Origin of the sequence: Desulfocicer vacuolatum DSM 3385, from assembly GCF_900176365.1 — a bacterium.
Classification (GTDB): Bacteria; Desulfobacterota; Desulfobacteria; order Desulfobacterales; family Desulfobacteraceae; genus Desulfocicer; species Desulfocicer vacuolatum.
This window is the reverse complement of record NZ_FWXY01000001.1, coordinates 324,865-345,976: the sequence shown is the minus strand read 5'-3', so window position 1 is coordinate 345,976 and position 21,112 is coordinate 324,865. Positions and strand designations below refer to the sequence as shown.

15 protein-coding genes are annotated in these 21,112 nt (G+C 47.6%); 10 read left to right on the top strand and 5 right to left on the bottom strand.

The annotated features are described in order from the left end of the window. The first annotated feature begins 148 nt into the window (after positions 1 to 148). From ccsA to B9A32_RS01485, 8 genes are all read left to right on the top strand, one after another. Positions 149 to 898 carry a cytochrome c biogenesis protein CcsA gene (gene ccsA, locus B9A32_RS01520; RefSeq protein WP_084066597.1) on the top strand — a complete coding sequence of 250 codons (750 nt, stop codon included), beginning with the start codon at positions 149 to 151 and terminating at the stop codon, positions 896 to 898. Further along, on the top strand, positions 895 to 1,749 hold the full coding sequence (locus B9A32_RS01515; RefSeq protein WP_084066596.1) for a hypothetical protein: 855 nt from the start codon (positions 895 to 897) through the stop codon (positions 1,747 to 1,749). The genes ccsA and B9A32_RS01515 overlap by 4 nt, the downstream gene beginning before the upstream one ends. Further along, positions 1,746 to 2,864 carry an ABC transporter substrate-binding protein gene (locus B9A32_RS01510; RefSeq protein WP_084066595.1) on the top strand — a complete coding sequence of 373 codons (1,119 nt, stop codon included), beginning with the start codon at positions 1,746 to 1,748 and terminating at the stop codon, positions 2,862 to 2,864. Before B9A32_RS01515 ends, B9A32_RS01510 begins: the two co-directional genes overlap by 4 nt. 21 nt (positions 2,865 to 2,885) lie before the next feature. Next, positions 2,886 to 3,944 carry a FecCD family ABC transporter permease gene (locus B9A32_RS01505; RefSeq protein WP_232366991.1) on the top strand — a complete coding sequence of 353 codons (1,059 nt, stop codon included), beginning with the start codon at positions 2,886 to 2,888 and terminating at the stop codon, positions 3,942 to 3,944. After that, positions 3,941 to 5,164 carry an ABC transporter ATP-binding protein gene (locus B9A32_RS01500; protein WP_084066594.1) on the top strand — a complete coding sequence of 408 codons (1,224 nt, stop codon included), beginning with the start codon at positions 3,941 to 3,943 and terminating at the stop codon, positions 5,162 to 5,164. Before B9A32_RS01505 ends, B9A32_RS01500 begins: the two co-directional genes overlap by 4 nt. A 5-nt stretch (positions 5,165 to 5,169) precedes the next feature. Beyond that, positions 5,170 to 6,183 carry a radical SAM/SPASM domain-containing protein gene (locus B9A32_RS01495; protein WP_084066593.1) on the top strand — a complete coding sequence of 338 codons (1,014 nt, stop codon included), beginning with the start codon at positions 5,170 to 5,172 and terminating at the stop codon, positions 6,181 to 6,183. Between the two features lie 479 nt (positions 6,184 to 6,662). Next, complete coding sequence (gene cobN / locus B9A32_RS01490; protein ID WP_084066592.1) at positions 6,663 to 10,538, top strand: cobaltochelatase subunit CobN; 3,876 nt, start codon at positions 6,663 to 6,665, stop codon at positions 10,536 to 10,538. A 181-nt stretch (positions 10,539 to 10,719) separates the two neighbouring features. Then, positions 10,720 to 11,508, top strand: coding sequence for a TIGR00266 family protein (locus B9A32_RS01485; RefSeq protein ID WP_084066591.1), 789 nt, complete (start codon positions 10,720 to 10,722; stop codon positions 11,506 to 11,508). Between the two features lie 86 nt (positions 11,509 to 11,594). Here B9A32_RS01485 and B9A32_RS01480 read toward each other — a convergent pair whose 3' ends face one another. The 4 genes from B9A32_RS01480 to B9A32_RS01465 form a co-directional block, all read right to left on the bottom strand. Beyond that, positions 11,595 to 12,188, bottom strand: coding sequence for a DUF2284 domain-containing protein (locus B9A32_RS01480; protein WP_084066590.1), 594 nt, complete (start codon positions 12,186 to 12,188; stop codon positions 11,595 to 11,597). A 206-nt stretch (positions 12,189 to 12,394) separates the two neighbouring features. Beyond that, the gene (gene katG, locus B9A32_RS01475; protein WP_084066589.1) at positions 12,395 to 14,593 is read right to left on the bottom strand and encodes a catalase/peroxidase HPI; all 2,199 of its coding nucleotides are present in this window, start codon (positions 14,591 to 14,593) and stop codon (positions 12,395 to 12,397) included. Positions 14,594 to 14,670: 77 nt separating this feature from the next. Beyond that, positions 14,671 to 15,114: a Fur family transcriptional regulator gene (locus tag B9A32_RS01470; protein WP_084066588.1), complete on the bottom strand. Its 444-nt coding sequence runs from the start codon at positions 15,112 to 15,114 to the stop codon at positions 14,671 to 14,673. A 279-nt stretch (positions 15,115 to 15,393) separates the two neighbouring features. Further along, positions 15,394 to 16,950: a PepSY-associated TM helix domain-containing protein gene (locus B9A32_RS01465; protein WP_084066587.1), complete on the bottom strand. Its 1,557-nt coding sequence runs from the start codon at positions 16,948 to 16,950 to the stop codon at positions 15,394 to 15,396. Between the two features lie 321 nt (positions 16,951 to 17,271). On the opposite strand from B9A32_RS01465, the gene B9A32_RS01460 reads away from it, so the two are divergent. After that, positions 17,272 to 18,624, top strand: coding sequence for a tetratricopeptide repeat protein (locus B9A32_RS01460; RefSeq protein ID WP_084066586.1), 1,353 nt, complete (start codon positions 17,272 to 17,274; stop codon positions 18,622 to 18,624). Between the two features lie 562 nt (positions 18,625 to 19,186). On the opposite strand, the gene B9A32_RS21015 is transcribed toward B9A32_RS01460, so the two are convergent. Beyond that, entirely contained in the window at positions 19,187 to 19,423 is a 237-nt protein-coding gene (locus tag B9A32_RS21015) for a hypothetical protein (protein WP_139795662.1), read from the bottom strand. A gap of 62 nt (positions 19,424 to 19,485) precedes the next feature. Between B9A32_RS21015 and B9A32_RS01455 the strand changes: the two genes are divergently transcribed. Beyond that, positions 19,486 to 21,015 (top strand): BCCT family transporter, encoded by a 1,530-nt coding sequence (locus B9A32_RS01455; protein WP_170923653.1) that lies wholly within the window; start codon positions 19,486 to 19,488, stop codon positions 21,013 to 21,015. Positions 21,016 to 21,112 lie beyond the last annotated feature (97 nt).

Below are 21,112 nucleotides of genomic sequence, written 5' to 3'. Positions count from 1 at the left end.
CCACGGATCTGCTAATTGTGATCTGTGGATTTTTTGCGTTTATGGGGGAACATGAAACACCGAACAACATATTTTGCCTGCAACTGCCTTTCTTTTGTCACCTCCATCTGCGTTTTTTGCACATATTTTAAGGAGCGTGTCATCTGCCATGTCTGAATTCATACAGAGCAGTTTTTTGGCGGCAACCCTGTGCTATATCACCAGCCTGGCCTTTATGCTCCGGCGTCATATCGTTGGTGCCACTTTTTTATTAAGCGTGGGATGTTTTTGCAATGCTTTGTCCCTGGGGGTACGCTACTACACGTCTTTTCCCCTGCTTCCCCTTTACCAGGGCGCGTATTTTGTACCCTGCATCCTCGGTGTCTGCTGCATCAAACCGGTTTTTTCCCGTTCAGGCCATCCTGTCCATTTATTGACAATTTCATTGCTGGCCGTCACAGCACTGTTTTTCCCCAATGATTATTATCTGCCCTTTTTACAGTTTAAAACACTTTTTTCGCACCTCTTTTTTCTTTTCGGAGTTGTGGGTAAAGCCATGTTTTTTATGTCCGGCATCTGGGCCGTGATGATCTTAATCAAATCAGATGATTCAGGAAATATTAAAAAAATGAGTACCACCACCATGTGGGGATTTTTTTTCTGGACATTGTCCATTTTTTCCGGTGCCATGTGGTCTTATCTGGGGTGGGGCTCTCCTGTTATCTGGGATGATCCGCTTTTAAGCACCACCATGGCCGTGTGGCTGTATTACACTTTGTTTTTGCATCTCCATCTTATCCCTGCATTGTACCGGCCCGTTCCACGATCCGTCCTGGCATTGCTGGGTTCGGTGACGATGTTTGTGAGCACTTGTGTGCCGGAACTTGGTATTTTCAGATGTCCAGGGGGGCTGTTGTGAAAATTATTCATGCCATCTGGTTTTTTTGCGGCCATATTCACCTGACCCTGGTTATCATTGGACTGATGATGCTGGATCTGTTTGCAGGATATCATCCGTTGAAACATCATCCAGAGTTTTTTGCCCCCATCAATGATGTGGGATTTTACAAGTGGTCCATGACCTACGGGGTTCATTATTTAAAACATACATTTTGGCTGTTTATGCTGGTGGGACTCTTGGCATCTCTTTCCATCAACACCTTTGTGTGCACCACCCAGCGCATGACAAAATTGATTCGACACCGCAGCGCATTTTCCACCCGCATTCAGTTTGTCTTAAGATTATCCCCCCACATCATTCATTACAGCATGCTTTTGATGTTCCTTGGGTATCTTATCAGTTATCTGTGTGCCGGTACCCACATGGGAAAGGTTCTGTTGCCGGGAACATCTATCTCCCTTGCCACGCCTGCCTGCACCATCACCCTGGAAAAACTTGATATTGATTACTACCGGGGAGATCGCATTGCCAACATGGCAAAAAGAGCCATTAACGTAACGGCTGTTATTGCCATTAAAAATGATCACAGGCAAAAGCGGGCCGTTCTGGGATTTAATCAGCCCATCTATTTTTCCCCAATTTCCATCCATTTAAAGGACTTTGCCCCTAAAACCAGTGGGGGAATGGGGCGCAGGCGGTTTATCCACGTCATTATCAAAAATGATCCGGGAAAATATTACTATTTTGCCGGCATGTTGTTTTTCACCCTGGGGCTTTTCATGTATCTCTGGGAAAAACGGGTGAAAAACGGAGAGTTTAAGATAAAACAAACAATGACCCAGGGCCAAGGTCAGGAGAACAGGTTATGAAAAATAAATTAGTGGTAATGCTGATGGGGGCGTTGCTGATGATGTCCGGATGCACCTCTGATGACAAGCAGGATGCATCGGAAACAAAAGCAGATAAAACAAGCTTTATGAGTATAGGAGGCTTTTCTGTTAATCCCATTGATAAAGGCTGGGTGGAAGTCCGGGACGGTGCCGGTAGAGAATTTGTCCTCATCCCCCGGGGGGAAACACCACCGGCAGGATACGAGCCCCGACAGATTATTTACACACCTGTTCAAAGGGTGGTTGCTTATGGTTCCTTTGATATCGCCATTTTAAAAGCTTTGGGGGTTATAGAAGATGTGCTGGTGGGGGTCACGGCCCCCAAAAAAGAGTGGGCCATTCCCGAGGTGGTCACCGGCATGGAAAAGGGCAAGATCGCCTTTCTCGGCAATTATAATGCCATTGATTTTGAGCGACTTAAACAAAGTGAACCGGAACTTGTGATGACCTGGGACATGTCCATCATCCCCATGGTGGAAGAGATGGGAGCGGCCTGTGTCATTACCACCACTCCTGTGGCCATGTGCCTCAATGCCAGGATGCACTTTGTCAAGTTCATTGCGCCTTTTTTCAACCGGGAAAAACAGGCTCAGCAATATTTTCATAAGGTGGCAACGGCCCTTGAAAACATCCGGGAAACCACCCGGAACGCCACAGACCAGCCCAAGGTGATGTGGGGGGACATTTACGAAAAAAGAGTGTTGGTGGAGCCCGGCAATGCCTGGGTGGGAGAACTGGTGGGGCTTGCCCAGAGCGATTACCTGTTTGACGATGTGTTTGGAAAATCGTGCATTGAAATCTCCCTGGAGCGCTTTTTGTTCAGTGGCCAGGATGCCCAGATTTTCTTTACCTACCGCACCCCGAAAAACGGAGCCACCTCCAAGGCGGCCCTGGCCCGGGCCAACCCCATGATTGCCGGATTGAAACCGTTAAAAGACGGTAAGGTTTACTCTCCTTTGCCCCATTATTCCCAGTCCGGGGATCGACTGGATGAAATTTTAACGGACATTGCCGCTATTATTCATCCCAGCTGTTATCCGGGGTATAAATCTAAATTTTTCCGGGAACTGCCTGACAAAGACCCTGAATCCTAAGTAAAAAATAAAGGTGAAACAGTGACAACCACAGCAATCAAATCTTCGGGCACCATGGCATTTCGCCGGAAGGTGATGAAACGACAAAATATCTGCCTTGCCGTTGTGGGCATTCTATTGGTGATTTTTATGGCCGTAAATATCCTGGTGGGCTCCATAAGCATCCCCTTTTCTGAGATGATGGATATTTTATTAAGCCATGAAACCACAAGTACCAAGGGCTTTATTATCTGGAACATTCGCATTCCCCGGGCCATTGCTGCAGGTCTTGGCGGGGCTTACCTGGCCGTGGCCGGTCTGCTGCTCCAGGTCTATTTCAGAAACCCCATTGTGGGACCGTTTATCCTGGGGATCTCTTCCGGAGCCACGTTGTTTGTATCAGTGGTGATGCTCTCCACCATCTCTCTGGGCTTTACCATGTTAAACCCATTTATGTGCACCCTGGCCGCCTTTGCCGGGGCCTATGGCACCATGCTTGTGGTGTTAAGTGTTGCCTCCCGGGTGAAGAACGGAGTGACCCTGCTCATTGTGGGGTTGATGATGGGTTATTTATGCCATGCCGTCACCAGTGTGCTGGTGGCCTTTGCCGAAAAAGAAAAGATAAAAGGGTTTGTTTTGTGGCAGCTGGGCAGCTTTTCCGGATTCAAATGGACCGAGATTGAAATCATGCTGGTGGCAGGGGGGGCCATACTGGTGTTGGTCTACTTTTTGGCCAAACCCTTGAATGCCTTTTTACTGGGGGAGGATTATGCCGCATCCATGGGCGTGAATATTAAATTGTTTCGCATGCTCATTTTGCTAAGTGCCTGTGCCCTTGCCGGCATGGTCACCTCTGTGGCCGGGCCTGTGGCCTTTGTGGGTCTTGCGGTTCCCCACATGGTGCGCCTGTTGTTCTCCACATCGGACAATAAAATACTCATCCCCGGCACCATACTTGTGGGGGCCATGGTGATCAGTCTGTGCGATTTCATTGCCCGCATGGTTTTTTCCCCTGTGGAACTTCCCATCAGTGCCATCACCGCATTTTTCGGGGCGCCGGTGGTGTTAAGTCTTCTTATGAAAAGGAGGGTTGATATATGAACACCCAAAACACCATCTTATCCACCCGGAATCTTTGTGTGGGATATTCCGGAAAAGAGATACTCAAAGGGGTGGAACTGCAATTTAAAAAGGGAGAATTTATATCCCTTTTAGGGCCCAACGGGGCCGGTAAAACCACCCTTTTGCGCACCCTGTCCAAACATCTTAAAACCATCAATGGCAAGGTTCTGGTGAATAACGAAGATATCAGCGCCATGAAACAGGAACGCCTGGCACAAACCATGTCTGTGGTACTCACGGAAAAGGTCAAGCCCCCCCTGTTTACGGTGTATGATTTTGTGGCCATGGGCCGCTATCCCCATACCCACTGGAGCGGCAGGTTGGAAAAAAAGGATGATGGGGTGATCATGGAATCCCTCACCATGGTCCATGCCCGGGAACTTGTTTTTAGAGATCTTTCCACCTTGAGTGACGGTGAACGGCAAAAGGTGCTGGTGGCAAGGGCCCTGGCCCAGCAACCGGATATTATTTTGCTGGATGAACCCACCATGCATTTGGACCTGAAACACCGCATGGAGGTGATGTCCATTCTCCAGAGACTGTGCCGGGACAAGGGCATCTGCGTTGTGGCTTCCCTGCATGATGTGGACATTGCCGCCAAGCTCTCGGACAAGGTGGCCCTGGTTAAAGGAGGTGCCATCCAGGCCTTTGGGCCTCCGGAAAATGTGCTGCAGGATGATGCGGTGACCCAATTGTATGATTTTAGTAATGCCAGTTTCAACCGCATGCTTGGCACCATTGAGATGAAAAACAGTGAAAAAAAAGGCAAGGTTTTTGTGGTGGGGGGCATGGGCAGTGCATCGGTACTGTATCGGCTTTTGGCCAAAAAAGAGTATCATATTTTTACAGGCATGCTTCATAAGAATGATATTGATTACCATGTGGCCCATTCCCTGGGTGCCCATTGTCTGGTGCAGCCCCACATAGATAAATTTTCCGAGGAGATATGCAAGTGGGCAAAGGAGGAGATGAGCCAATGTGACTGGGTCATTGATACCGGGTTTGGCCTGGAAAAGGTTAATGGAGATAACATCTGTCTGTTAAAAGACGCCCTTGCCATGAAAAAACCGGTATTGAGTCTGAGGAACGGCCAGAGTCGGGAGCATTTTACGGCCCTGGAATACGATGAGATTCATTTTCTGGATGATGAATGTCAGCTTGTGGATGAAATGGAAACGATTACTTTTAAGGCAACATAAAACGTATGGATTTTTCTCCGGATTATCTCATCTTAATGCTCACCGATGCCTGTAACCTGGAGTGTGCCTATTGTTATCTGGGGAACCATAAATCCACCCACACCATGGCACCCCACACCATTGACCGGGCCATGGATCTTGCCCTGGCATCGGGAACGCCTTTTCATGTACAGCTTTCCGGCGGAGAGCCCACCCTGGCTCCCCGGGCGGTTTTTCATGCCGCAAAAAAGGTGAGAACATTGAGCCCTGATTCCACCCTGGGCATTCAGACCAATGCCACCTGCATTGACAATGCCATGGCCGACATGATGCTGGACTTTCATATGGATGTGGGGGTGAGTCTTGACGGCCCTCCCCAGATCCAGGAAAAGCTCCGGGGAAAGGCAAAAAAAACGTTTCTGGGGCTTCAATATCTTGAAGATCGGCAAATTCCCTTCACCGTCACCACCGTGGTCACCCGGGAAAATGTTTCCCATCTCCATGCCCTTGTCATGGTGCTGGGGGGATTTGCCCAGGCCCGGGGCCTGGGGCTTGATCTGCTGGTTAACAAGGGCAATGCGAAAAACCATCTTGTTCCTGATCCCTGTGAGCTGGAACAGGGAATTACAAAGATGATGACAGCCCTTGATGGGGTGAACCGCCTGCGGCCCATTCCTTTGCAGTTAAGGGAGCTTAATCGTCTGACATCATCAGCCCGGGGCAGGGACAATTGTCACTTTTGCCATGCCGCTGTTAATAAAAGCCTGGCCGTCACACCGGAGGGGGGCCTTTATCCCTGTACCCAGACAGCCTTTGATCCTGATTTTTTCTGGGGCACCCTGGAGAATCCTCATTTTATGGATGCTCCGGCATCCCTGTCCGGGTTAAAACGGGCCGGGAATTTTGATCCGGAATACTGTGGAGCCTGCCCGCTGAAAGGCAGATGTCCCGGAGACTGCCCCGGCCGGATTTATTATAACGGCAATGCCGCTTTGGCCTGTGTTATGTATAAAACATTATATGGATGTTTTTTTGTATGAAGCTCCATCCAAAGACTTGTAATGGTTAGAGTTTCACTTCTCGTTGTGGGCCGGTCAAATCCCGATACGATCTGCCCATGGTAATTTTTTATATGAAATACTCCGTACAACCGGGAGTATTTCAAATTTTGTTGTGGGCGAGCCGAGATGAGAATATCGCTCCGCCCGTGCGGTTATTAGAAAATGCTGCCTAAATCAACCTCAGCAGAGCCGCCCCCCGACGGGCAATAGGAACCGGACAATTGAGCTGTCTACAGTTCCGGTCCGGGCCCATTGCCCGTCGGGGGGCGGCGGTATAATACCCTTTGGCTCCGCGTCTACGACCTTATATTTGTTTTGTCCCACAGGACATATCGGTTAAATACATGGACGAATTTTTTTCCTGTTAAGGTTTTAAATAACACCTGCCGTCAAGGCAATAATTGATGGATCAAGGGAAAAAAATTATGTCCTACTACTTATAGAAGGAAAAGCACCCCATGACATCCTTTCAACTTTGCTACTACAGTGCCACATCCATGGAAATTTCCTCCCTGTCCCAGGGCATTGATCAATATCAAAAAACCGGTGGCAGCGTTGGTGTATACGCCAGAACCCAGACCCAGCTCTTTGACCGGAGCCGTATCAATGTGTTTGTGGAAAAGGCTCTGGCATCGGATATTATTATAGTGAACCTCCATGGCGGCAAGGATTCCTGCCCGGCCTTTGATGCCCTTATCGAGGCAATGGATTCCCATAAGGAAAAAGGGAATACATTGCCATGGCTGCACATTCAACCCACAGGGGGGGATGAGGACGGCATTGCCATGGCCCGGCAGCATTCTGACGGGTTTGGCACCCCTGCCTGGGATACCATACATGGGTATTTAAAACAGGGGGGAAGCATTAACTATGCCTATCTGTTAACCCATCTTTGTAATAAGGTTCATAACCGGGATAACCAGGCTCCTCCTGCCATGATATTACCCAATGAAGGGCTTTACCATCCGGACATGCCCGGTATTCCCACCATGGACCAATACCGCAGTGCCCGCATAAAACCGCATCGTCCCACCATTGGCCTGTGGTTCAATCAAACCTATTGGCTGAATAATAATTTGACCTTTGTGGATGCCATTATCCGGGCTGCAGAAGGGGCCGGTGCCAATATTATTCCGGTGTTTCACCTCCGATATAAAGATGTCCAGCTGAAAAACAACGGGGCAGACTACATTGTGGAACAGTTTTTCATGGACAATGGAGAACCCGTCATTGATGTGCTCATCAGCCCCATGATGTTCTCTTTGACCCTGGCCCATGAGGACTATAAAACCCTTTATCCCCGTTTAAACGTTCCCTGTATCCAGGCCATGATTACCCTGCAGCCCTTTGAGAGCTGGCAGGAAAATGTCCAGGGAATGACCACCATGGAGGTCTCCTTTTCCGCAGCCCAGCCCGAGTTTGACGGATGCCTGATCACCGTGCCTGTGGCCTCCCGGGAGCAGGAAGAAACCGATCCCTTGACCGGGGCACTCATGGCCCGGTACATCCCCATACAGGATCGCACGGCCAAGGTGGTGAGAATGGCCATGAACTGGGCGCGACTGAGGCAAAAGAAAAACCGGGATAAAAAAATGGCCATTATTTTTCACCACTATCCCCCCCGCAACGATCGCATTGGATGTGCGGCCGGTCTTGACAGCTTTGAAAGTGTCAAAAAGATAATAGATACCCTGAAGACAAAGGGGTATCAGGTGGAAAAAACCTATGAAAACGGGGATGAACTGGCCCATGAAATTGTGTCGGGCATGACCTGCGATCAGCGCTGGCTGTTGCCGGAACAGATGCACGAGCGATGCCGGGCCCGGGCGTCAAGGGAGGAATTCATGCCCTGGCACCGGGAACTGCCCCCATCCACCCGGGAGAAAATGGTCCATGACTGGCAGGAGATGCCCGGTGATCTTTTCGTGCACAATGATGAGCTGATGTTCTCCGGCACCTTGAACGGAAATTTGTTTATCACAGTGCAACCCCCCCGGGGCTACCTTGAAAATATAGAAAAAGCCTACCATGACATGTATCTGTCTCCCCCCCACCATTACCTTGCCCAATACCGATACATCCGGGACTCTTTTAAGGCCGATGCGGTGATCCATGTGGGGAAACACGGCTCCCTGGAGTGGCTTCCGGGCAAGGCCCTGGGATTGTCCCGGGAGTGTTATCCTGATCTTTCCATCATGGAGCTTCCCAATATCTATCCTTATATTATTAATGATCCCAGTGAAGGCACCCAGGCCAAGCGTCGCTCCTTTTGCTGCATCATTGATCATCTCATCCCGGCCATGACCAATGCCGATCTTTATGAGGAACTTTCCACGGTGGAAAACCACATCAAAGCGTATGGGGACGCCACAAGGGAAGATCCGGGTAAATGTGAGGTGCTCCGGCCCATGATCTGGGAAGCTGTTGCTGCTGCAAGTCTGGACAAGGATCTTGACATTACCCGGGAGAGTGCCTTTGATGATTTTGAAAAATTTCTGGAATCCCTTCACACCTATCTCGGGGAGCTTGCCGACACCATGATCAACGACGGCCTTCACACCCTGGGAACGCCGCCGGAAGGGGACCGTCTGGTGGAGTTCCTGGTGCAACTCACCCGCCTGTCCAACGGTGAAGTTCCCTCCCTGCGGGAATCCATTGTCTCCTGTCTGGGATATGATTTTGACCATGTGGCTGAGAATAAAGGCAGTATTGTGGATCCCGGTAAGGGGCTTTCCGGGGGTGACATCATTGCCGGGGCCCATGGGCTTGCCGTGGCCGTGGTAAAAGCCCTGGCAGCCTTTGATTTTGATCTTGACCGGGCAAAACCTGACATTGAGGGGCTTTGGGAAAAGGATGTCATGGGTGAAAAAAACAATGGGGCTGATCCGGCATTCCCCGTGGGCGAACCGGGCAGGGCCATTGATATGATTGCAAAAGCTCCCCCCGTCAATGCCGGTGCCTTTGGAGATCTTATGAAAAGCCTTAAATACATTGCAGATTATCTTCTGCCCAATGTTTATCAGACCACCGATGAAATGGATGCCACCCTCACGGCCCTGGACGGTGAATTTGTACTTCCCGGACCTTCAGGGGCCCCCACCCGGGGCCAGGCAGATATTTTGCCCACAGGCAGAAATTTTTATTCCGTTGATCCCAATAAAATTCCCAGCCCCGGGGCCTGGGAAGTGGGCAAACGCCTGGCCCATGCCCTGTTGGACAGATATCAGCAGGAGACAGATAATTATCCTGAAAGTGTGGGGATTATTGTTTACGGCGGCTCCACCATGCGTTCCCGGGGGGATGATATTGCAGAGATTTTCTACCTTTTGGGGGTTCGGCCGGTGTGGCATCCCACCAGTCAGGCCGTCACCGGCCTTGAGATTATTCCCCAAAAAGAGCTCAACCGTCCCAGAATAGATGTGATTCCCCGGATATCAGGTTTTTTCAGGGATTCCTTTCCCATCCTGGTCCAACGCATTGACGAGGCTGTGCGCATGGTGGCTCTTCTGGATGAACCCCATGAATCAAATTTGATCAGAAAGCATGTTTTCACGGACGTAGAAGCGTATAAATCCCAGGGGATGACAGAGGATGACGCCTTTCGTGAGGCATCTTTCCGGGTGTTTGGCTGCCCTCCGGGCACCTATGGGGCAGGAGTTTCCGAGCTGGTGGAGTCCAAGAACTGGCAGACCCAGGAAGATCTGGGTAATAACTACATCCGCTATTCCAGCCACGCCTATGGAGAGGGAAGCTATGGTAAGCAGAAACCTTCGGCCTTTAGAACCGTTCTTTCCCGCATGGATGTCACGGTAAAGAACGAGGATTCCCGGGAATATGACATGATGTCATGCACCGATTATTATAACTATTATGGCGGGCTGATTGTGGCAAACAAAACAGTGCGGGGCAAACTGCCCTTTTCCATGGTGGGGGACAGTTCTGATCCCAAACGGGTGATCATGCGCACCACGGCCGAGGAGGCAAAACATGTGCTGCGATCCCGGCTGGTGAATCCCAAATGGCTCCAGGGAATGATGCGCCACGGGTATAAAGGGGCCGGTGACATCTCCCATATGATGGATGTTGCCCTGGGATGGGATGCCACTGCCGAGGTCATGGAAGATTGGATGTATGAAAGCATGGCCAATAAATATGCCCTGGACGAAGATATGAAAGAATGGATGGAGTCGGTGAACCCCCATGCCCGGCAAAATATTCTGGATAAACTTCTGGAAGCCATTGCCCGGGGTATGTGGGAGGCGGATGCTGATATGGAAGAGCGTCTTAAAGAAGAATATCTTGAGATTGAAGGGGATATTGAAGAGCTGAGTTGAACACTTAATATGCTATAGCATTGATTTTTCTATTTAACCTTTGTAGTGTCATACTTGATTAATTTCCGTAGAGGGGTTGCATTATTAGCAGGGTTATGTTGGTTCAACTGTGCCCCCAGAGGCTTTGAAAAGATCATGGAGCATATACTATGGAAAACAGATGGAAATAAAGAGGTGTACAATGAAATGCCATGAAGTAGATTATGAAATTTTCGGGGACGATATGCAGGTGGTAGAAGTGGAACTGGACCCCGGAGAAACCGTTATTGCAGAAGCAGGGGCCATGAACTGGATGGAGGAAGAAATCTCCTTTGAAGCCAAAATGGGCGACGGTTCCCAGCCGGAAAGGGGATTGTTCGGCAAACTTCTGGACACCGGTAAAAGGGCCATCACCGGAGAGTCCCTTTTTCTGACCCATTTTACCAACCAGGGAACGGGTAAAAAAAGAGTGGCCTTCAGTGCTCCCTATCCCGGTAAAATTATTCCAGTTGACATGGCCACCATGGGGGGCGAACTGATCTGCCAGAAGGATGCTTTTTTGTGTGCGGCTCTTGGTACCCAGGTGACCATTGCCTTTAATAAAAAGCTTGGCGCTGGTTTTTTCGGTGGAGAAGGGTTTATTCTTCAACGTCTGTGTGGAGATGGCATGGCCTTTGTCCATGCCGGTGGCACCATTGTGAAAAAAGAGCTTGTCAATGAAACCATCAAGGTGGATACCGGCTGCATTGTGGGTTTCACCCCGGGAATAGATTATGATATCCAGCGTGCCGGAAATCTGAAATCCATGTTTTTTGGCGGTGAAGGGCTCTTTCTTGCCACCCTCAGCGGTACGGGTACCATTTATCTCCAAAGCCTTCCGTTTTCACGGTTGGCTGATCGGGTGCTTGCCCATGCGCCAGCTGTCGGAGGAAGTAACAAGGGAGAAGGGTCTGTCCTGGGGGGCATTGGAAGGCTCTTTGACGGGGACTGATTTAGACTTATGGCACCGATTACATTGGTTTTGGCTTCAACGGTCTGGAAAATCCAGTATCAGTAAATACGGTCTGCCCGTGGCAGTTATTTCAAAAGAACCACCCCGGCCAGCCACATCATTTGTTCTTCCCGGGGGGCTTTAGAAGAAAAAAATTCTGAACTCCATCCGGCACACTTCATCAGCTTTCCAACATTTACACCAAAACCGGACATGGACGGACGGGCGCTGTCGGGGTACCGACATGTGCCCTTTCTGGAAAGAACCCGGCAAAAGTCATGTTCACTGCAGAAACTCTGTTTACATGATCCACCGGCAAATCCTTCCGACTTTGTAAACCCCAGTGATTTTGCTTTCAGCTCTGTTGCCGCCACAATCTCCTGCAATATTCGAAAAACCTGGGGACGCTCTTCGCCGATGAGTGATCCTGCATCGACTTCCAATCGAATTGCCACTGCATATTGCGTTTCCTTTAGTTTTTTCCTGAATCCTTCCGGACCTGATACATGGGGCGGGCAGCTCATGGATCTACCAAAATTGGGACATTTGGGTTCTTTGCAAAAAGCTGCAAATCTGTTCTTAACATCAATGTCCCGGGATGAAATAACAGCGGCTTTACTTGCTCCGTTGTCCAGGGCAAATTCTTCTATTTGCTGCATTTTCTTTGTGGAAGTAGGCATCGTTCTCCAGAATTTTTATTTATCAGGCCCCATGCTTTTGACAATGATTTGTATTGAGATAAAATTTAAGTATTATTGTCAATAATGCAATCCTTTCTGCACAAATGTTTGGCCGGTGCCCCATATTCATTTAGTTGAGACTGCGTAGTATGAGCAGGTCAAAAAGAGTGAATATGGGTGCCGGCCGAATATTTATTCAAAAAAAATCAGACAAGGTCAAAGCGATCAAGGTTCATCACCTTGTTCCACACCGCCACAAAGTCGTTCAGGAACTTCTCCTGGGAGTCCGCACATCCATATACTTCCGCCAGGGCCCGCAGCTGGGAATTGGAACCAAAAATCAGGTCAACACGGGTGCCGGTCCACTTGAGCTCCCCTGTTACGCGATCACGACCTTCGAACAGGTCTTCATTTTCCGAGGTTGCCTTCCAGGTGGTGCCCATATCAAGCAGATTTACAAAAAAATCATTGGTGAGCATCCCTGGCCGTTTGGTGAAAACCCCATGCAAGGATTGTCCGAAATTGACATTCAAGACGCGCATACCGCCAAGAAGCACCGTCATTTCCGGGGCAGTCAGGGTCAGCAACTGGGCGCGATCAACCAGCATCGCCTCTGCCGATACGCTGTATTTGGTTTTGAGATAATTACGAAATCCATCGGCACCCGGTTCAAGCACGTGAAATGAGGTCACGTCGGTTTGTTCCCGGGACGCATCCGTGCGGCCCGGTGTAAAGGGAAGAGTCACATCATGCCCGGCATTCTTTGCAGCCTGCTCCACGCCTGCACATCCACCCAGGACAATCAAATCTGCCAGAGAAACCTTTTTTCCACCTGACTGGGCAGTGTTGAATTCCTGCTGGATGCCTTCAAGGGTCTGCAGTACCGTGGACAATTGGGTGGGCTCATTGACTTCCCAATCTTTTTGAGGAGCAAGACGAATGCGTGCCCCGTTGGCCCCGCCGCGCTTATCGGAACCCCGGAATGTGGACGCCGATGCCCAGGCAGTGGAAACCAGTTGGGAAACCGTCAGCCCCGAAGCAAGTATTTTTGCCTTAAGCGTCGCGATGTCCCGGTCATTGATCAGCTCATGATCCACTGGTGGCACCGGGTCCTGCCACACCAGTTCCTCCGTGGGAACCTCCGGACCCAGATAACGTGAACGGGGCCCCATATCCCGGTGGGTGAGCTTGAACCACGCCCGGGCAAAGGCGTCGGCAAATTCATCCGGGTTCTCGTGGAATCGTTTGGCAATGGGTTTATAGATTGGATCCATGCGCAAAGAGAGGTCTGCTGTGGTCATGATGGTTGTAACCCGCTTGGACGGATCATGGGCTGCAGGGGCAAGATCCTTTTCATCGGGATTCACCGGAACCCACTGGTAGGCACCGGCGGGGCTTTTTTCCAGATTCCAATCGTAGCCGAACAGCAAATCAAAATACCCCATATCCCATTGGATTGGGTTTGCTGTCCAGGCCCCCTCAATGCCGCTGCTGATGGTGTCATCCCCCTTGCCGCTGCCAAAACTGCTTTTCCAGCCAAGGCCCTGCTCCTCAATGCCTGCGGCTTCGGGTTCCGGCCCCACCAGGGCTGCATCACCGGCCCCATGGCACTTGCCAAAGGTGTGCCCGCCGGCCACCAGCGCCACGGTTTCTTCGTCGTTCATGGCCATGCGGGCAAAGGTTTCCCGAACGTCATGGCCGGAGGCCACGGCATTGGGTTCACCGTTGGGGCCTTCGGGGTTCACGTAGATTAACCCCATCTGCACAGCGGCAAGGGGATTTTCAAGTTCCCGTTCGCCGGAATAGCGATTGTCACCCAGCCATTCGTTTTCGGTTCCCCAGTAAATATCCTCTTCCGGTTCCCAGATGTCTTCACGCCCACCGCAAAAGCCAAAGGTCTTAAATCCCATGGATTCAAGGGCGCAATTGCCAGCAAGGATCATAAGGTCGGCCCAGGAGATCTTATTGCCGTATTTCTGTTTGATGGGCCAAAGCAGTCGGCGGGCCTTGTCAAGATTCACGTTGTCCGGCCAGCTGTTCAGAGGGGCCAGGCGCTGATTGCCGGAGCCTGCCCCGCCCCGCCCGTCGCCCATGCGATATGTACCTGCGCTGTGCCATGCCATGCGGATAAAAAGTCCACCGTAATGGCCGTAATCCGCTGGCCACCACTCCTGGGAGTCGGTCATCAGGGTATAAAGATCTTCCTTGATCGCCCCCAAATCAAGCTTTTTGAATTCCTCCGCATAATTGAACCCCGCGCCCATGGGATTGCTCTTGCAGGAGTTTTGATGAAGAACCTTGAGGTTTATCTGGTTCGGCCACCAATCGCGATTTGACGTGCCACCGCCGGCAGTGGGGTTAGCCGTTCGTCCCGTTACCGGGCACTTGCCATTTTCATTGGACATGTTGACCTCCTCATTTTGTGTTCAAGGGGATTAGGATACTATGTGATAACGATTATCAATTAATGGCAAAAAAAATATTACACTTTTTCTGCCATGCAATTGCTGCAAATACCGAAAAAGTCCAATCGGTGATTCAAAATTTTAAAGCCGGTCTCCACAGCGACTTCGTCTTTCAGATCATCCAGGCTTCCCAGATTGGAATCAATTACTTTTTTACACTTAATGCAGATCACGTGGGGGTGGGGGTAAGGTTTGTTTCCGTCATATCGATTGCGCCCATCTGGAAATCCTAACTCAAGAACTTCACCAAGTGATTTTATTAATACAATATTTCTGTATACTGTGGCAAGACTCATTGTGGGAAAATCTTTTTTTATTTCATCATGGATATCTTCAACACTGGGATGCCCTGTGCTTTTGGCAAGAATTTTCACGATGGCCATACGCTGGGGCGTTATCTTCTGGCCATTCTCCCTTAATTTCTGGATGATGATTTCAAATCTTTTTTTATGATCTGCCATGGGACTCTCTTGATATTAAATGATAATTATTCTTATTTAACATCTAATATCTTTTTGGTCAAGATTGTTTTCAAATTTAAAGGAGAGTATAGACTAAGCTAAACTTCTCCATGGCGGTTATAGGGTATCTGCTGCAACAAAGTCATAATTTGTGTTATGATGCTTTTTTACAATCCGTTTTATCAAGACAAAGGACAATAACGCACGTTGGAACCTGTCTGAACAGGCATCAAAAGGTAAGCAAATGATTAACCGCTTGAAAATCATTATTTGGAGAAATTATGAAATTATTGGAAAAGGACGCAACTCTTTTTTTTGTCGATACAACCAGTCATAACCACCGCTAAGCAAGCTAATCAATAAAAACATCCCCCCTGCGGGAATCACCAGCCAGGTGTATCTTCCCAATAAATCTTTAAAAATTTGCCCTGTGTGAACGGCCCGCATAAAATGCCATAATGACATTTGATTGTTAAAATTCTGTGCTTTGGGCATGGTGATGGATTTCGCCTCAAGTCCAACGGGTATTATTCCTTGTCTATAATCCACCCAGAACAGCAGTTCTCCCTTTTTTATACCGGCTCCCACCGCTCTGTTTTTACGGCGTTTTTTAAAATTCAGCATGGTGGGATTATTTTCTTTTATGGCATCGGTTACAGCACCGCTTATAAGATTTTTGATATACAGCCCGTTAAAAGAACCAACAAGTATCTGATCCCCGGAAAGGGATTCCAGCACATTCACCCCCATGCCGCTGACGGGAATCCCCATGGGAGTCAGGGTAAAGGGTTTAGAAAAATCCGCCGCTCCCATGAAAAACCCCACCTTGGTTGCCAAAAGAAGACAATTATCTTTTTCAAGATAAAGTGCCCGTCGAATTTCAGGATATTGATTCCCGGAAAATTCATCAAATTTAACCCAGGTGGATGGAATGGTTTTATTGTCAATGGGGTGACGAAAGGGGGGACGGATAATCATGCCGGTCAAGGTTAATACCAATAAAAATAAGCTGGTATAAATGCCAAGTTTTAAATGATATTTATGCATCCATCGATAGAGATATGCATCCATGGTGCGTTTATATAATCGTTTTCTGCGCCAGGGAAGATACCACAGCCAGATGGCAGAAATGGTTAAAAATATTAATCCCACTCCCAGAACATCAACAAATAATTTGCCGGGAAGTCCCAGGATGCTGCCGTCATGAATGCGCAGCATCCCTATGACCATGGGTACGGTTTGTAAAGGACGGGTGTCAAGTTTTAGCGGCATGGGTGAAAGGGTGGGATCTTGATTAGATGGGTCAATGCCAAAACATCCCCGGGAAGTGAATACCACGGGGGTTCCATGGATCAAAACAATGTCTTTTATCCCCATGTTGTTCACATCTTTGTGGGTAATTTGTGTCCATTGCCGGGTGCGAAAATTCCAGAAAAAAAGGCCTGAGCGGTTACCGGCATATAGTGTTTTTTTACCATTGTGCCGGGTTAACAAGAGGCAATTGGTGTCACGATCAAAGGCTGACAAAGGGTAGCCTGTGTCCATGGGAGAAAATGTGCGGCCCCCATCGTTGCTCTGCCAGACACCCATTCTTCCTGCGACAAACAGGGTGTTTGCTCTTTTTTTAGAATAGACCACCTCTTTTATGGCCATGCGATTCCAGTTTTTGTAATGGAATCCCGTTGGCACAAAGGGGGTTGGAATTGATATTCCCCGAATCAGTGCCGGGTGATTAATCAGTACACCGCTGACCCCCATCAATAAAAACCAGAACAGACAGATGAGTCCCACATATTTGTGAATTTTTTTGGATATTTTATAAAAACTGCGTTTCATTTAAGTTATTCCTGATGTTCCTTCCAAGGGGGCTATTATTAAGGGGTGCGCATGATAAGTCTCAGAGATAATAATGAATAAATATGTTTTTGATTATTTTCTGGAAGACGCTTTGTTAACTACAAATGAGGCGCTCTTTATACCGCTTAACTGGGACGAAGGCAATTGTTGTTTACAGGTGTGGGGGATATGAATTATCTTCACGAAGAATTGATGGAGGAGATAACGGTTATTTGGCTGGGAAATCTTTAAATGTCCGGCAAAATGGCACTATGAATTGCATTGAGATAATTGAAAACAAAGGGGTTCAAGGAAGCAAAAATGACAAACAAACCACTTAGACCGGGCCAACCCCCAAAACGATCAAACCTGCAACCCTCTATTCAAGGAGATGTGGAACATCTTTTTAAAAAAGCCGTTTCAGCCCACAGACAAGGCAGACTTGCCAGGGCAGAAAAAGGGTATCAAAAAATATTGAAAAAAAAGCCGGACTGGGGTCGGGCTTTGAATGCCCTGGGAAATCTCTTTCTTGACCAGAACCGGCCGGAAAAAGCCGCAAAAATATTTGAAAAAGCCACCCGGATCACGCCGCCTGATTTATCTGCATGTTATAATCTGGGCCGGATGAAGCAGATGGATAATAATCACAGGGGAGCCATACCCATTTATAAAATGATGCTGGAACAACAGCCGGATATTGGTGATGCATGGAATAATCTGGGAGTGGCATACCGGGAAATCGGAAACAAGCACCATGCCCTTTCCTGTTTTCAAAAGGCTGTTAACTTTGCTCCGGGCATGGCAGAGGCATGGAATAACCTTGGGGTGGCCCAGGATGAGTTAACCCAGAGCAAAAACGCCCTGGACTCATATAATAAAGCCATTGAGATAGAGCCGGATTATGCTTCGGCCCATTTAAATATCGGGATTTGTCTTCAAAAGAGAGAAGAGTTTAAAAAAGCGCAATCACATTATAACAAGGTCCTTGAGATCCAGCCGGATAACAAGGTTGCAACTTTTATGCTCCAGAGTCTGGGAATTCTGGAAACACCGGATGCGGCCCCGGTGGAACATGTGCGCAATATCTTTGACCGGTGTGCGGATAATTTTGAAACCATTTTGGTAAAAGATCTGGCGTACAAAACCCCGGAGCGCCTGTTTGAGCTTGTTCAGCCCCATTTAACGGAAAAAATGAATGTGCTGGATCTTGGCTGCGGTACCGGTCTTGGAGCACAGTTTTATAAGCCCTTTGCAAAACATCTTACAGGGGTTGATGTGTCTTTGAAAATGCTTGAAAAAGCGGCTGAAAAGAATATTTACAACCGGCTGGAGGTGTTTGATATTCTCCAGGAATGGCCTTTTTTTCATAAATTTGATCTGATTTACAGCTCTGATGTTTTTGTATATTTTGGAAATCTGGACTCCATTATAAAATCTGCATCAACCTCCCTTGTCAATGGTGGTATTCTTGGGTTTTCTGTGGAATTGCTGGAGGACTCCAGCCATGGGTATGCGCTTTTTCCCAGTGGGCGTTATGCCCATTCCCAAGCCTATATTGAACAATGCCTGGAATGTCATGGATTTCAATTAATGGAAAAGAAAAAAGCCGATATCAGAAAGCAATCAGGAGTCCAGGTTAAAGGAATGTTGATTGTCGCAATAAAAATATCATGAGTAAAAGACATTGATAAGATTGAGCTTTTGTTATGCAATAATGAATCGTTTGATTCAGGTTGATGCGCGACGGCATCACTGCGCCATGTGAATTAAGTTTTTTTTAAATATTTTTTGATGATTTTTATCTGCATGATAAAACTAATAAGTATCTGAATCTATGCATCATTCTTGATATGTTTTCAAGAAAAACAGGTTTTTAAAATTAAAAATGAGATTAATATTTAGCGCTGTCCGGTTAACTCTTTGCATTGGTACTGTTGGTTCTTTGACAATGCGATCAAAATTTAATCCGGATACTATCATTAAATTATTCGGATTTCTTCATCCTCTTACCCTTAGTTTTTTTTTGTTGTAAATATTCGGTTTGGTTATGTAAATGTTTGGGCAGTGCCTCATATTCGCCTGTTTGGGGCTGCGCAGCATACTAATACTCGGTGCGCAGACCAAAACAGGTGAAGATGGGGTGCTGACTGAATATTTACTTTTTGTTTCACAGAAAGCAAAGTAATCCCAGATTTTATGCTTGATCTGCCGGAAATTATTTTGTCGGAAATTCATTTCAAATTTTAACAGTACGCTCCGCTCTTCTATCATTTCCAAGAGAATATCTCAGTTCGCCATATTCGCGAAACAATCCATTTTCGTACATGATAGCATTGTCCCGGAAGGCGGCATAAATCGCCACGGGCGGAGGGCTAACAACCATGGAGGGATAGCTGTGAGTTAAATCCTGAAAAAAGTAAATAATTGTTGAACAAATAATATCCTGAGAAAGAGTAATACCATTATCAATCAAAGGAGTTTCATATGTCGACCACATCAGCAGTTCAAAGCAAAACCCAACAAACCAAAGGCCTGATGGAAAAAATATTAAAGGGTTATGATCCAAAACTTTTCTGGCCGGTTCTCACCTTTTTTCTCATCATTCTAATCTGTGCCGTTGCATTCCCAAAAGAAACTGAAAAGACATTTATCACAGCCCGTAACTTTATGATATTTAACTTTAGCTGGGCCATTCTTTTGGGGGTGGGATTTACACTTTTCTTTTGTATTTATCTTATCTTCAGCCCATATGCCGATATTAAGCTTGGAAAGGAAGATGATATTCCCGATTTTTCATTTTCAGCATGGATCGCAATGCTGTTTAGTTGTGGTCTTGGTATTGGATTCGTCTTTTACAGCGTGACAGAACCTTTAATTCACTTATATAAAGCCCCCTATATTGCTGATGCCGGTCTTACAGGAACTGCAGCCGGTATTCCCAGGGCCATCCATCTCACCCTTCTGGACTGGGGCCTGCATGGTTGGGCTCTTTTTGTCGTTGCCGGATGGGCCATTGCTTACCCGGCCTACAGGCTTGGAAAACCAATGACCGTTGCCACCGGCCTTTACGGAATACTTGGAGACAGATGCAATTCAAGTATTTGGGGACGACTTGCAGATGGCCTTGGAGCCCTTGGAACCATTGGCGGAACTGCCACAATGATGGGACTTGGCGTTGCCTCCATAAGTTTTGGAATTAACCAGATCTTTGGTGTCCAGCTTGATAATGTCGGAAAAATAATCCTTATGCTTTTTCTTATTGCTGCTTATGTCATAAGTGCTGCAAGTGGTGTTGAAAAGGGAATAAAAATTTTAAGTCAAACCAATATGACGCTTGCCGGTATTCTTCTTTTAATAATACTTTTTTGGGGGCCTGCTCCAACAAATTACCTTCTGAATATGATCACACAGATGACAGGTGATTATGTAACAAAATTGGTTGAATTTTCCTTCTGGAGTGATGTTGAAGGTCTCAAACAAAGGGAATGGCTTGGCTGGTGGGTTGTATTTTATTGGTTATGGTACATCTCCTATATTCCGTTTTGTGGTGGATTTATTGCCCGTATTTCACGGGGCAGAACATTAAAAGAATTTGTTGTGGGGGTTATGGTTGTCCCCATGATTCTTACTGTTTTATGGTTTTGTATCTGGGGCGGCTCCGCCACCTATGCCGATGTAAGTGGAATCGTTCCACTTTGGGAAAAAGTTCAGCTGAACAATGAAGCAGGTATATATCTTCTCCTTGGAAGTATGAAGGGAGGATGGTGGTTGAGCCTTATCGTTCTTACCAACCTTATTATTTTTGCTGTTACAACTGCGGATTCTGCATCCTTTTTCATCGCAATGCAGATGACAAAAGGGTCTTTTAATCCATCCATTGCCATGAGACTTCTCTGGGGAGCAATTATTGGTCTAACCGGTATCCTTTTCCAATTGACGGGGGGATTTGCTGCAATCAAGAGTCTTGCAATTGTTTTAGGTGGGCCATTTTTCTTTGTCAGTATCGCATTTATAGTCTCGACCTATAAAATGTTGAAGATGACAAGGGAAAACAGGTTCAACTAAAATTTTTTTCCAATATTCGTTGTGTTCCACAGGAGATGCCCGTTATATGAATTGTCTGCATGATTAATTGGGATATTTCATGCCCGGTTTTTGCCTT